Genomic DNA, 13993 nt, shown 5'->3' with positions numbered 1-13993 from the left:
ACCAATAGACAGAGTCCTTTTTTCATAAGATTCCTATTTAAACTCTCTTTATTTCATACCACTTATCTAACAGCACCTTTTCTCTTTCAATTGAAATACCTGCCTTTAATTCCCTATCTTTCGTTTCTTCCATCCACTCATACACGTCTGTAACTGTATCTTCTAAACTTCTAAAAGTAAGACCCTCTTTAACTGCGCTCTCTATATTAATAGAGAATCCACCTTTCCACGGATCTTTTTCACCTTCTAATGAAAAAGTTTCAGGAAGCCATAATGGCATCTCTGTCCATGGCTGCACTTTATTCTCATGCATAAATGATTCATCGATCCAAACGAATTCAGCATCGCTATTCATAACTTCTTTACACGTATTTAATAACTCTTCCATCGTCAATTCATCTTTCGGACCCGTTACATTAAATGTACCTACTTTATTGTTTTCTGCCATGTTTAGTCCAAAGCTTGCGACGTCTTTTATATCAACGAACTGCACTGGACGGTCTTTCCTTCCTGGAACTAACACTTTTCCTCCCTTTTCTACACGCTGAACCCAATATGGAAGTCGATCTGTATAATCAAACATTCCCGAAAGAAGTCCTGCTCTTACGTGTAAAACACGACCCGGCCAATAATTCTCTGCTTCTTTTTCACATAATACTTTAAGCGCACCGTAATACTCATAAGGAGATATTTCACCATTCTCTACAGCTTTTACCTTATCACTTGGTGGTTCAGGTAGTAATTTATAATCTTCTTTTATGTGATGCGGGATCCAATCTTTATATACGGAAAGGCTTGAGATGAATGTATAGTGCTTTATATTATCTTTAAGTACTTCTCCTACATTCCTAATGTGATGAGGAGAAAATCCACATGTATCTATGACCATATCCCATTTTCGATTTTCTAAACTTGAAACATCATCATTTCTGTCACCGATTAACTGCTCTACGTCAGGAAAAATTTCTTTATTTGTTCCACGGTTGAATAATGTAACTTCATGCCCTCTATTCAAAGCCTCTTCTACGAAAGCCCTTCCCAAAAAACGTGTACCGCCCAGTATTAGAATCTTCATTCTTTTTCCCCCATTCAATCAAGCGCATGATTAAAAACCTTTTCTTTTGTTTAACGATTTTCCCTTGTAAAAAGTTACGGGTATTTTTCATTTTTTTCTATAGTTAATATAACGTCATCCAAATTTGCAACTTGTGACATAACTTTTTATCGAATTCGACAGTAATGAAGACGATAAAGAGGGGTTGAAAAATATTTCAACTAAGTCATAGTGATAAGTACACATCTACGAAAATACTTATTTATACGAGCAATGCTCCTGTCAATTTGGCAGGAGCATTGTTTTTTCAACCTCTATTTACTTTTATATACTTGAATTGAAATGATCGAAATTAAACTGAGCAACCCCATAAATAAACAAGTCGCGCCTAGAATTGTATAAGAATTTCCGTATCCTTGTAATAAAGCTAAATACGTACTTGTATCCATATGACCGCCCTGCTCTGCAACAGCTTCACTTGTTGCCTTACTCCCCATTTCTGGTGCATTTATTAGTACATACACACCGATAATAGCTACTAAAGCTGAAATGATTTCTACAACATTAGACTTTGTCATCATACCCTCACCTTTCAAACAACGTCTTTTATCCATCTAGTGAAATCTCTTTCTATCTCTTACTTATATATAATAGCAAAAAACATGGTATTAAATTCCAATTCATACCATATTTTAAACTAAATTTAATTATTTGACTGTACACTAGAAAGAATATACTTTGAAATTAGCTCCCCCCATATATCCTTCGCCTCCGGTATAATCTCAGATGCAATCACCACCACGAGTTCCCTCTCTGGTACGCAGCAAATCATATTCCCACCATCACCCATGGCACAGTATGAAAAGACCCCATCTTCTTCTCGTAACCACCATAAGTAACCGTATTGATTTGAATTCATCGCTATTGATTCTTGTACCCACGATTTTGAAAGAATTTCCTTTCCATTATGAATACCTTCATTCAAATACATCTGTCCAAACTTAGCCATATCTTTAACTGTTAACGTTAGTCCCCAGCCGCCTGTCGAAATACCATTTGGATCATGAACCCATCCCTTTACATCTTTTCCGAATAAGTCATCGAATCCAAATGCTTTCATATTGTAGTTTGGAATTTCTCTTATACCGATAGGCTTGAATAGATATTCGTTCGCAAACTCACGAGCACTTTTCCCTGTTACACTCGTAATAATTGCTGATAGTACATGTGCGCCTGCCGATGAATATTTAAAAGGTCCAATTTCTCCACCTTTTCCTGCCCTATTTAACGTATACTTCACCCAGTCCATTTGTGTACATAGTTCTTCTAACGGTTCCTGCCAGTCTATATAAGGATATGGAGCTGTCATTGTAAGTAGATGCCGAACTGTTACTTCAGATGCCTTAAGATTATATTCAGGAAAAAACTCTATTACTTTTTGATTAACACTTTTGATATATCCTTTATCTATACATATCCCAATTAACGCAGAGATTATCGTTTTTGTGACCGATGCTACATGACATGCATCATCTGGACCGTAACCATTATAATAATTTTCAAAAGTAACATTACCTTTTTGTACAACTAATACACCATTTATATTTTTATAGTTTTCTTTTATAATCCAATCTAACTGTTCAGCAGTCTTCATCATTCTTCCCCCTTAATATATGATTAAAAAAGTTCGATAGGTACATATATATCAACTATATGTTTATGTTCGGGATGCTGCCTTGGATCATTTCTATATACTTCAAAAGGGTACGAATCTCTCGGCTTATATCCGCTATTTGGCAGCCATTCACCGTATAAGAAATTCCATGCTCCTTTATATTCCTCTTGGAATATTTCAAAATGACCTACCGCATACTTGCCTGAAGGTATTACCATTATTCCAATGTCGCTCGTTTCTACTGCGGACTCATTCGGAATTGTTATACATAGACTTGTTCTTAACTGATAGTCTTCTGTAAACTCATGATGATCGTGGTAAATTGTTAATACTTTCGTATCCTCGAATACATGATAGTTTTGCTCTGTGGCGTAACGAAATAGTTTTTCTATCATTTTTGAAAAAGCTATAGCTAACTCTTTATATGTACCTACATGTCTTATGTATGCGACGTTTACGTTGTCCACTGTTACAATTTCAACATTTCCTCGAACCTTCTTACATTCATTGTATTGAGAAGTTTCACTTACGTCTTTGCAATTCTTGCTATTGTGATTTCTATAGTGAGACGGACTTACTCCGTAATAACTTTTAAATGTCCGGGAGAAAACTGCTGAATCTGTGAACCCGAAGTAATACGCAATGTCTGTAATCGTCATATCTGTACGATAAATAAGAAGGTGTGTTGCCCTCTCTAATTTCAAACGATTCACATACCGAGATAACGGCTCATCCATCATCCCTTTAAAAATTCTATGAAAATGAAATTTTGAAAAGCCTGCCACATTAGCTAAATCTTCAATTGAAAGTGAATCATTTATATGTGATTCTATATAGTCTTGCACTTTATAAACACGTCGTAAATACTCGTTTCTACTTTGAGAACTCTCCATATTTATCCCTCCTCACAACAAAAAGACTAACTTCACGTTAGCCTACTTTACACATTTTTTAAAAATAAAACTCTACTCCCGCCGTTCCCATCATAATTTGTATGTACGGATACACCTTCTATTTCATCATCCCCAGCTTCAATTTGAAATCCGATTTCTTGATGAAATTCAATTGATTTTTTATTAACTGGTGACGTTATCGCTTTTACAACTTTACGGTTATTTGCACGAGCGACATCGAAGAAATAAGAATATAAAGTCGATGCGATTCCTTTTCGTCTAAACTTCGGATTTACACCGATAAAATGAACGTACGCTTCATCTTTATGCGTTTGTGAAAAAAATCCACATAAGAAACCTAACGTTTTCCCATCTTCTTCAATGATAAAACTCGTTTCTTGAAAATGGACGAAAAACAACTTCGGCAACATACTAGCCATATCTCTACCGCCCCACCAATCATTTAATACGGAATGAATCTTTATATAATCTTCCCCTTGGATGTTTCTAACTCGCATATGTTTCTCCCTCTCACTCACTTCATTTTTTCATAAATTTTAATGACTGTTTCTACTAATAGGATGAATACCCAAATACCGCAAAATACAAGTACAGACTGGAATATGGATCCAATAATAATAACACCAACTGCACCTGATCCTGAAATTGATACTTCCCCAAATCCTGGATCATGTATAAGCGATCCAGCAGAAAAAGCCATTAAAATTGATCCTATTAAATAAATAACACTCATTATTTTTAATATTTTTATAGAAAGATACGAAGTTTGTTCTTTCTCCACTTGTGATAATTCGATTTCCCCACTCGCAATTCCTTTTTGCAGACAATCTTCACATAAAAATTCTTCATTAATTTTTTTACCACCATGTATTGTCCCTGTTATTTCTTTACACCTTGAACATTTTCGATTTATCATTTGGTTATCACTCCAATCAACTATGATTATCTTAATATAATTCAACATTTACCTTATTATCCCTTTTATGTGTTTTATCCCGCATTAACGGGCAGTAAAACTCCCACCTCAAAATTCAGGTGGAGCAAAGAAGTTAGGTGGGAGATTAACTGTCCGTAAACGCCCGATTGGTTCAACTAATAATCAGTGTGGGATGAACAAAACCCCCACTGATTAAAGTTTTACTTTATAGAGAAAGGCCGTGTTTTATGATTTCGAAACTCACATTTGGTTCTAAAATACCTACTGTTCAGTATGTATTACGGCCTAGTTGCTATGCGGTTATTTTTAACAATACTTGCTCAAAAATAGCTATCATCGAAAAGGAGAACATTACTTTTTACCTGGTGGCGGTATGGAAGGTACGGAAACGAAAGAAGCATGTTTACAGCGGGAATTACTAGAGGAATTAGGTTGGGCGATTGAAATTAATCGTTATATCGGTAATGCAGCACGATATTTTTATGCCGAAAAAGAGGATACATATTATTTAAACGATGGGTTCTTTTACATTGCACAAAAGATACATGAGGTTGAAGTTCATGAAGAAGACCATATTTTACAATGGATGTCTCCATCGCTTGCTATAGAACATTTACTTCACGATCATCAAAACTGGGCCGTTGAACAAGCAATTTTACTACTAAATAAAAAATGATCTCCTTCTATATGAAAGAGATCATTTTTACTACTAACTTACTTTTTTCAAATTGAGAGCTGGCTTTTTGATTCCGCCTTTTTTTACAACATATAAGCCGATGAAGATTATAAGACCGCCAACGAGTTGCATCATATTGATTTGCTCTCCAATTGTTACAGCTGCAAAGATAACTGCGAACAATGGTACGAGATACATATAAACCATTACTTTCGTTGAACCTATTTTACTAATACCGACATACCACATTGCAAGTCCGAAAATTGTCGCAAAGACGATTGAATATGCTAGTGATCCCCAGCTTGGCGTATCTACTGGCCACGTTAATGTATTTACGTTGAATAAACAGTATATAACGAGAGGTACAATTCCAATTAAAGTAGACCATGATGTGACTCTCATTGCGGAGTATTTTGTGATAAGTGGTTGCGCTAAAATAGGATACCATCCCCACGCAATTGCTGCGACTAATCCAATTACATTTCCGAGCCACGCATACTCGTATGTAGCTCCTCCCGTATGCCCTGTTAATAAAACGAATGCTGCACCAATAAACGCTACTATTGAACCAATTTGTACTTTCATCGAAAAACGTTCTTGTTTGTGCAATACTGCTAATATCCCTGTAAAAATAGGTGACATCGCAATTAATAATGAGGCGTTCGTTGCTGAAGTATATTTCACAGATAGCATAAACATCGTTTGATACATTGTCGTTCCAACGATACCGACTGCTAGTAATCGTAACCAATCTTTTCTTTCAATGCGAAGTGAGCGTTCCATTAAAAATGTAATAAGTAATAATACCGGAGAGGCTACTAAAAATCGTAAACTATTAAATTGAATGGATGACATAAATGCCACGCCATACTTTCCTATTGTATAATTTGCTCCCCATACTAATGCTACTGATACTAGGAGCCATTCCATTTGCCATCGTTTCATCCGAATCTCCCCTTCCCTATTTAGCATAGTAAAATTGGCTGGATATAACACCGTCCAATTGGCTGTTTTTTTACCCAGCCAATTTGTTATACTTGATGTATATAAGATTTGCGGAGGCGTTTGTATGGAATGGAAGCTAGATAGTGACAGCAAAATCCCAATTTATCAGCAAGTTGTTGACTTTATTGAAAGACGCATTACATATGGAGAGCTTCCCCCAGGTAGCTTCCTCCCTTCAGAACGAAAATTAGCTACGCAGTTAAATGTAAACCGAAGTACGGTAACGACTGCCTATAATGAACTTCGCGCAATGGGAATTGTAGAAAGCACGACCGGTAAAGGTACTCGTGTGAGTACACATATGTGGGGTGTTTCTCCAACATTAACGCCGAACTGGAGAGGTTTCGTAGAAGGTGGTACTTTTTTACCAAACTTACCGTTACTTCGCCATATTCGGGCAGAAGTACAGCAAAATGAAAACATCATTGACTTCGCAAACGGAGAACTCGGTTGTAACCTCTATCCTCACGATCAACTACAAACGATTTTACGAGAACAACCGTTAACACAGTCATTAAGTTACGATCATCCGCAAGGGTATCTCCCGCTAAGACAAGCGGTAGTAAAATATATGAAGGATTATTTAAAAATTGAAGCGACCGAACAGTCGATTATGATTACATCCGGCGCGCAGCAAGCACTTCACCTTATCGTGCAATGCTTATTAAATCCAGGTGATGCAGTCGCTTTCGAAAGTCCCTCTCACTGCTATTCATTACCGTTATTCCAATCAGCAGGTATTCGTATTTTCCCATTACCTGTCGATGAGCATGGTATTAATCCGGATGATGTGCAAGAGTTATATAGAAAGCATCGTATTAAAATGATCTTTTTAAATCCAAATTTCCAAAACCCTACGGGAACGATGCTGCATCCAAACCGTAGAAAAAAACTGTTATCACTTTGCGCAGACTTACGAATTGCGATCGTTGAAGATGACCCGTCCAGTTTACTTACTTTAGAAAATAAACAACCTTGTCCTACTTTAAAATCAATTGATGAAAATGGAACGGTCATTTATGTACATTCCTTATCAAAAATGATTGCGCCAGGGCTACGAGTTGGCTGGCTTGTCGCCCCGCAGTCTGTAGTCGAACGATTATCAGACGCGCGTCACCAAATGGAATTAGGAATGAGTATATTCCCCCAGTGGCTTATGCAACAATTTTTCGAAACAGTTCCATTTCAGTCGCATATAGTTCCTTTACGAAAGCAACTAGCTGAAAAAAGAGACATTATCGTTCGTGCCCTAAACGAACAACTTCACGATAAAATCTCTTTTTCCAACCCGACCGGTGGTATATACATATGGGGGAAATTAAACGAACCGATAAACGAAAAACAACTCATTATGCAAAGCTTAAAACAAGAAATCGCCTTTATGCCAGGTAGTATTTTCGGCGCGAAAGATGGTTATATACGTTTGTCTTATGGAAAAGTGAATATTGATCAAATTGAGGAGGGTATTTCTCGTTTGCGTGAGGCTATTTTGGTTTGTGAAAAATAACATGAGGTAAAGAGATCTCGTTTGACAAAAGATAAATCTACCATTATTATCAACACGAACCTATTTGTCCCGCATTAACGGGCAATAAGACCCCCACCTCAAAATTCAGCAAAAGCAAAGAAGTTAGGTGAGGGATCAACTGCCCGTAAACGCCCGATTGGTTCAACTAATAATCAGTGGGGGATGAACAAAACCCCCACTGATTAAAGTTTCACTTTATAGGAGTGATAAAAATGAAAATTTACGTTGATGCAGATGCTTGTCCTGTAAAAGATGTAATTATTTTTGAGGCTACGAATGCAGAAATTCCTGTTACCCTCGTTACTAGCTTTTCTCATTTTTCTAATGCGGAACAGCCAGCAGGTGTGGAAACAATTTATGTTGATTCTGGAGCAGATGCTGCGGATTACCGGATTATGCAGCTAGCAAAAAAAGAAGATTTAATCGTAACGCAAGATTATGGCCTTGCTTCGCTCGCTTTAGCAAAAGGCTGTATCGTTCTACACCATAAAGGCTATAAGTATACGAATGAAAACATTGACCAACTATTACAAACACGTTATTTAAGTGCAATGGTTCGAAAAAGCGGCAAGCGTACAAAGGGGCCAAAACCATTTACAGCAGAAGATAGAGAGAAATTTAGAGAGCTTTTTAAAAAAGAGATTTCACTCTAGAAATGAACCTTCTATTTGTAGGGAAAACTTAGCAAAGAAAAGAAGAGAATATCAAAATTAACATTCTCTTCTTGAGGTTTACCCGTTTAAAAAGAAGGTAAATTATCTAAGTTATTTTCTTTCATACCATCAGGTTTACTACGTATAATATCTCTGCCATACTTATGAAATACGTCCACATGAGCTAACTTCCCTGATTTTGCTTCATCAAGAGCAGTAATATAATCTAATTCTCTTCCGCTACTTGTCTTAAAAGCAATTAAATCACCTTCATCATTTTTACGGACTGCAACTATTTGTTCTGCTCCTGAATCGACTTCCTGGTCCTGGGCTACTTCCAATTGAGCTTGCTCTTCTCCTTGATGTAAGTAATCATTATAAACTTTTTGAAAGTCTTTTTTATCCAATAAACTCACCTCCAAAACATTTTATTAGTATGTTTGGAAGGTATTGGTTTTATGTACTGTGCCCATCAAGTTAACAAAAATACACTACTCCAAAGAGATAACCCAAATCATACTTTTTTTAATCTACTACAAATTTATTTTAGAATTTTATAGAGTACCTCTCAATATAAGATAATCAAAACTAATAATATTATATCGAAAACATTTAAGAAATGGAGAATTATCATGTTTTTCCCTCCATTTTTGTTCAAAAACTCAATTTGTTATATTTATTTGAACATACATAAGTTTACAAGATTTTTGAACACTAAAACAGGAGGAATCCTGTGATTTTTTGTTCAATATTATCGTGTACAGAAATATACAATCTTGACCTAACTTACGTATAGGATAGAAAAAACTAATTAAATAAAAAGTGGGGTAAATATTAAATTTTCGAACTCTCTTCTTTTGGCAATCTTCCTTCAAAAATTGTTCTGATTACATTACTTTCCGCTGAAATCATCCCATAGAATTAAATCTATAGGGGCAGTTTTATATCTTTTCTCTTTTAATTTGTAACAATTAATCTCTATATGAAGGGGTTCCCGGATATATTGGATCTCATATAATCACCTTAAGAAAAAACGAATAACTCCGAGTTTTCGACTAATCATAGATGGTTTATATTTATCTTTGGATTGATAGGAGATTGCCTCTTGGGATAACCACTTTTGATAGTTTCGAACATATCGCTTTCTTGAGCCTCTCCAAACCTGGCTTTGGTCACGCGCATATAGAGTCCTGAATGCATCTTTTATGCGGTTTTCTTGGCCAAAACATCAAACAAACATCTTCTTTACTCTTACAATACATCGTTAAAATTTTCTAAACGTAAAATAGTTTTCTTTATTAACAGAAATAAAAATAATTCGTTTATTTTTATTGAAAATATATAAACGTTATTATAAAATGTTTATATATATACAAACGAAATATTTTTATGTTTATTTTCATTCGAAAAGCGATAGGGAATGTTAATAACAATAAAAGCATGGAACCAGTACGAAAAAGATGCCTTCATAAGTGACATACTAAAAAAATTGAAAACGAAGCATAATTAGCCCTTGAAGAAAAGTTACAACCATATGAGGAACGAGATTATAACCAAAAATAGTCTTAAATAGGAGTGGGGAATTATGGAACAAAGAAAGTATCCAGTAACACCTCAAGATCGAATGAATTATATACTAGGTCTTTATTCTGCAAATCAACAAATTAATGCCGTTCTTTATTTCCCTGTAGGTATATCAAAGAAAATACTTGAACAATCAGTAAGGATAACGTTAGAATTACAGCCGGTTTTGAACAGCCGGTTTGTAGAAAGTGATATTCCTTACTGGGAGGAACATTCATCTAGTACTAACTCACCTATTTGTCTTTTTGCAGAAGGAAATGATAAAGAACTTGAAAAGATGGCAATAGATTTTATTAATGAATCTGGGAATCGTATTCAGGGGCCTATGGTTCAAACAAAATTATTACAGGGTACTACAACAAATATGTTAGTTGTGAAATTATCCCATCTATGTTCAGATGGTGCAGGAGTCAAGGAATATATTAATTTGCTGGGAGCAATTTATACTCAACTTTCCCTAGGACAGTCTAAGGATCAAATTATAAAGGGATTTTGTGCGGGGAATGAGGGGTTTCGCGATCAATCACCTGTTTTCAAATATGCTGGAATACCAGACGTAAAAAGTGCGTATCGTCCTAGCCAAGAACAACAGGTAGCGTTATGGTCTTTTCCTTCTCAACCTAACAAAAATACATACCCAAAAATGTCCGTGCGGCGGTTGAGCCATGAGCAAACTCTACGTCTAATCCAATGGACAAAAGCACAACAGGCTACCTTGAATGATGTCATTATGTCTGCATACTTCCAATCTTTATTACATTTCACTGTGTACGCAGAACCTCGCACTGCAGAAAAAATGATCGGTTTAACAATTGATTTACGACGATATCTTCCTAATCATACAACTGGTGCTATTTGTAACTTATCCGGTATGGAAATGCCAGTGATAAAAATGGAAGATAATGAATCATTTAATCAGACTCTAGTTCGAGTCAAGCAATCAATGGATAAAATAAAATCTCAAAATCCAGGTCTTTCTTCAGCCGCAGGAATGGAGCTACTGGCAGGTCTAAAGCTATCTGAGGTGAAAGAAATGTATAAGCAGCAATACGAACAGGCTTTACAAATGGGGATGGCGTTGCCGTTACTTACAAATTTCGGGGCGATAGCAGATGAACCTATTAAGTTTGCTGAAGTTCTAGCTGATGACGGGTATATGACATCACCTATAATGTATGCACCATTCTTTACAATGGGGGTAAGCTCTTATAATGGAAGACTTACATTTACGATTGGTTATCATACGCCGGATACATCAAAAGAAAAAGTAGAGCAATTTTTAGAAAGTGTGGTCAGTCAACTAACATACTTGTAAATGGAGTCTTTTGGTTTGTTGCTAAACCAAAGTATGAGCAATAATTCTGATCAAACTGTAAGTTTGAATTACACTCTTCTTTTTACACGTATAATCGAGGGAAATACTGATATATTGGGGGCTCGTCACATATCCATCAGGCTAAGATTTTGAATTAACCTACAACGAAAATTTGATATCTTTACGGTTATTTCTGAGAACTCAGCTCATTTTTTTCGTTTTGGGAAAAGCTATTCTGATGAGGTTGATGGGCATAGGACGGTACGCCTTAAATAGAAAGGTTCAGACATAAAAATAGGCTGTGGAGAAGACTTCTCCACAGCCTGAGAAAACACTTCTCTTAAGATAGAGAAGTGTTTTCCCTTCATTATTGATTAGAGCTAGAAGATTGAGATTTTTTTGCAGCTGCTTGTGCATTTTGTTTTTTCACTGCATGCACATCCGTTTCAGTTGCAAATTCTGTACCATAACTAGCATTCGAACTTTGTGCACCTGAAGCTTGTGCTTTCTTTGCCTCTGCTTGTGCATTCGCTTGTTTTACTGCTTGTACATTTGTTTCAGTTGCGAATTCTGTACCATAGCTAGCATTTTTACTTTGGATGCTAGCGCCAGAAGTTGCCTTATTGTAACCTTGTTGTTTTTTGTTCATCCTTCTCACCTCCACAATTAATAATGTAACCAATCCATTTAAAAGCTATCCGTAAATTTTATTTTTAAACTTCCGCATATACGTCACTTCCAATAAGACCTTCTGGGCCTTTAGGCGTATATTTAAACGTTTTGCCTACGCGGTTTAAATAATCAATACTTCGACAAAATTTTCATCGACTTACTAAAATAGTAGTCTATTTACACGTCTATCAAATAAAAAAATTGGCAATTACTAAAGCGAAAAAAGCTCTTTCTTTTTGCTCATTCATTTTCAGATTCAGTTCATTATATTTTCTACTTTGTCTTTATATACAACATATTCTTTTCCATCCACTACTGCTACCACTGCAAATTCATCTTTTGGATCAAATGAAAGCCAGTCAGCCCACATGTTTGTATTAGGTCCTCCACCCCACATATTATGAACAGTGTTTTTAGTTAAATTCATAACTTTATAAGACGCATTTGGTGCATTTGATCCAGTCTTTATTTCAAATGTATATGCGTTATGAATTTTTTTATAAAAGTAGAAAACGTTTGATGGACGAAGCTGATTTATAAAATCCTGTTCTTTTTTCTCTGCAATTTTTATCCCTTCTTGTAATGTGACAACATCTGTTCTTAATGTTTTCCAACTGTCTTTCGCCGCATTCAAGTTAGGGATTAAGAATTTATATCTATTTTGATCAGCTTTATCAATATGTCCCAGTACGCCCGTATATTGAGAGTCTAAATCATCCCATTGCGTGGACATATAAGTAAGAGCAGTAATAGCATTATCAATCGCACTATGCATATCACTAATATTATGAAACGCAACTCCAACCACACGATTTAATGTTATTTTATAATCTACATTCTGACGTAATTTTGCTAATTCCGGCTCTAGCCAGCCTAACTTACCTCTTGCATCACCTATCATTATACCGCCACAATGTGGGAAGAAAGGGGATTTTCACCATGTCCAATCCCTTAGATTCTATGTCTTTCTGATAGTTTACTTGCCCTAAAAGGTCCTCTAGTCGCTTTTGATCATCCTCAACCGCAGCTCCTTGGCTTTTTAAAATAGACTGCAAGAGATCTTTATTACTTCCAAATGCTCTAACATCTTGTCCAATATTTTCATTTAAATTAGTTAATTCTTCTATTAATGCTTTTGCAGACTTTTGATTTTGTTGAATTTCCCCCCGTAAATCTGTAATCCCTTTTTTTAAAGTATCTCCATTCCCAGTATTGATCGCCTCTACTAATGTTTCATAATGGTTTTCAAATTTTTTATCGTATTCAATAATGCCTGTCAATGTATCTAAAAGTTGCTTTTTTACTTGCGTATTCCATGTAACTGCATGTGCTCTTGCATTCTTTTGATCTTGTACAATTTTACTAGGTAAATCTTCATACCCATTAATAGTAATTCCTTCAAAACTCACATCAGGATTATTGATTAACAGATAAGAATATTCATTCATAGATTTCAAAAATAAACCAGCATCTTGCAAAGCTTTTTTCATTTGTTTTTCATTTGCTGAAAGAGACATATCTCCATTGTTAGTTTGTTCAATTTCACTTACAAAAGCTGCTACTGGTGTGACTACATAAGTAGTTGTCATAGTTAAAAACGTTGATACAGCGAGTATTTTGTAAGGAATTTTTTTCATCATTTCATATTCCTCCTATATAGGGTCTGATTTCAAGTTCTATTCTTCTTTAAAAGCGATGTCTTTCGAAATGAGTTCTACATCTTTTATGAGTACCATTCTCACTTTCTTTAGCAGCCTTTAAATCATCAAGTATTAAAGAGAATCTATGTTGTTGCATAGATTCGATATTATCAAGCAATTCTTTATAATCTGTCCCCAATTAATCAGTTCTGTTGCAAAATTTTAAAAAACAAGTAAAACTGCACGGTTATTTGGATAAAGCTTATATATATGTGAAAGGCGAAGTCTTTAATGAGACTCCGCCTTTCTGGTGTATAAGGATTTATTAATTGTTGCATTA

The 13993-nt window shown here is 35.5% G+C and carries 12 protein-coding genes and 5 pseudogenes; 4 read left to right on the top strand and 13 right to left on the bottom strand.

Translation table 11 applies throughout. The annotated features are described in order from the left end of the window. Positions 1 to 37: 37 nt before the first annotated feature. From MKX77_RS09475 to MKX77_RS09450, 6 genes are all read right to left on the bottom strand, one after another. The gene (locus MKX77_RS09475; RefSeq protein WP_341306431.1) at positions 38 to 1075 is read right to left on the bottom strand and encodes an SDR family oxidoreductase; all 1038 of its coding nucleotides are present in this window, start codon (positions 1073 to 1075) and stop codon (positions 38 to 40) included. 293 nt (positions 1076 to 1368) lie between these two features. Continuing rightward, a complete protein-coding gene (locus MKX77_RS09470; protein ID WP_085311779.1) occupies positions 1369 to 1668 on the bottom strand; it encodes a hypothetical protein in 300 nt (99 codons plus the stop codon). An 89-nt stretch (positions 1669 to 1757) separates the two neighbouring features. Further along, the gene (locus MKX77_RS09465) at positions 1758 to 2708 is read right to left on the bottom strand and encodes a serine hydrolase domain-containing protein (protein WP_341306430.1); all 951 of its coding nucleotides are present in this window, start codon (positions 2706 to 2708) and stop codon (positions 1758 to 1760) included. A gap of 23 nt (positions 2709 to 2731) precedes the next feature. Continuing rightward, positions 2732 to 3622, bottom strand: coding sequence for an AraC family transcriptional regulator (locus MKX77_RS09460; RefSeq protein ID WP_341306429.1), 891 nt, complete (start codon positions 3620 to 3622; stop codon positions 2732 to 2734). Between the two features lie 47 nt (positions 3623 to 3669). Further along, the gene (locus tag MKX77_RS09455; RefSeq protein WP_341306428.1) at positions 3670 to 4140 is read right to left on the bottom strand and encodes a GNAT family N-acetyltransferase; all 471 of its coding nucleotides are present in this window, start codon (positions 4138 to 4140) and stop codon (positions 3670 to 3672) included. Between the two features lie 17 nt (positions 4141 to 4157). Next, positions 4158 to 4559, bottom strand: coding sequence for a DUF3980 domain-containing protein (locus MKX77_RS09450; RefSeq protein WP_341306427.1), 402 nt, complete (start codon positions 4557 to 4559; stop codon positions 4158 to 4160). Positions 4560 to 4807: 248 nt separating this feature from the next. Here MKX77_RS09450 and MKX77_RS09445 point away from each other — a divergent pair. Continuing rightward, positions 4808 to 5256: pseudogene (locus tag MKX77_RS09445) on the top strand (NUDIX hydrolase). A 33-nt stretch (positions 5257 to 5289) separates the two neighbouring features. Here MKX77_RS09445 and MKX77_RS09440 read toward each other — a convergent pair. Next, the gene (locus MKX77_RS09440) at positions 5290 to 6201 is read right to left on the bottom strand and encodes a DMT family transporter (protein WP_131245597.1); all 912 of its coding nucleotides are present in this window, start codon (positions 6199 to 6201) and stop codon (positions 5290 to 5292) included. Positions 6202 to 6325: 124 nt separating this feature from the next. Here MKX77_RS09440 and pdxR point away from each other — a divergent pair, with 124 nt between their 5' ends. Together pdxR and MKX77_RS09430 are read left to right on the top strand one after the other, a co-directional pair. Next, positions 6326 to 7768, top strand: a complete 1443-nt coding sequence (gene pdxR, locus MKX77_RS09435; RefSeq protein ID WP_002200040.1) for a MocR-like pyridoxine biosynthesis transcription factor PdxR — start codon at positions 6326 to 6328, stop codon at positions 7766 to 7768. A 233-nt stretch (positions 7769 to 8001) separates the two neighbouring features. Then, positions 8002 to 8442, top strand: coding sequence for a YaiI/YqxD family protein (locus tag MKX77_RS09430; RefSeq protein WP_341306426.1), 441 nt, complete (start codon positions 8002 to 8004; stop codon positions 8440 to 8442). Between the two features lie 86 nt (positions 8443 to 8528). Here MKX77_RS09430 and MKX77_RS09425 read toward each other — a convergent pair whose 3' ends face one another. Together MKX77_RS09425 and MKX77_RS09420 are read right to left on the bottom strand one after the other, a co-directional pair. After that, entirely contained in the window at positions 8529 to 8849 is a 321-nt protein-coding gene (locus tag MKX77_RS09425; RefSeq protein ID WP_341306425.1) for a DUF3892 domain-containing protein, read from the bottom strand. 614 nt (positions 8850 to 9463) lie between these two features. Continuing rightward, positions 9464 to 9667 (bottom strand): annotated as a pseudogene (locus tag MKX77_RS09420) (site-specific integrase); the annotation flags it as partial. A gap of 360 nt (positions 9668 to 10027) precedes the next feature. Between MKX77_RS09420 and MKX77_RS09415 the strand changes: the two are divergent. After that, positions 10028 to 11341: a condensation domain-containing protein gene (locus tag MKX77_RS09415; RefSeq protein ID WP_341306424.1), complete on the top strand. Its 1314-nt coding sequence runs from the start codon at positions 10028 to 10030 to the stop codon at positions 11339 to 11341. Between the two features lie 367 nt (positions 11342 to 11708). Here the strand turns inward: MKX77_RS09415 and MKX77_RS09410 are convergent, their stop codons facing one another. The 4 genes and pseudogenes from MKX77_RS09410 to MKX77_RS09395 form a co-directional block, all read right to left on the bottom strand. Further along, positions 11709 to 11990 (bottom strand): gamma-type small acid-soluble spore protein, encoded by a 282-nt coding sequence (locus MKX77_RS09410; protein WP_341306423.1) that lies wholly within the window; start codon positions 11988 to 11990, stop codon positions 11709 to 11711. 88 nt (positions 11991 to 12078) lie between these two features. Next, positions 12079 to 12147: pseudogene (locus MKX77_RS09405) on the bottom strand (FMN-dependent NADH-azoreductase); the annotation flags it as partial. 122 nt (positions 12148 to 12269) lie between these two features. Continuing rightward, positions 12270 to 13653: pseudogene (gene hblB, locus MKX77_RS09400) on the bottom strand (hemolysin BL regulatory component HblB). 36 nt (positions 13654 to 13689) lie between these two features. Beyond that, a pseudogene (locus tag MKX77_RS09395) lies at positions 13690 to 13852 on the bottom strand (hemolysin BL lytic component L1); the annotation flags it as partial. Between the last annotated feature and the right edge of the window lie 141 nt (positions 13853 to 13993).

The sequence above is a fragment of the Bacillus sp. FSL R9-9410 genome (genome assembly GCF_038050385.1).
Lineage (GTDB): Bacteria > Bacillota > Bacilli > Bacillales > Bacillaceae_G > Bacillus_A > Bacillus_A cereus_U.
The sequence above is the reverse complement of the archived record's forward strand: the minus strand, read 5'-3'. Positions and strand labels throughout refer to the sequence as shown.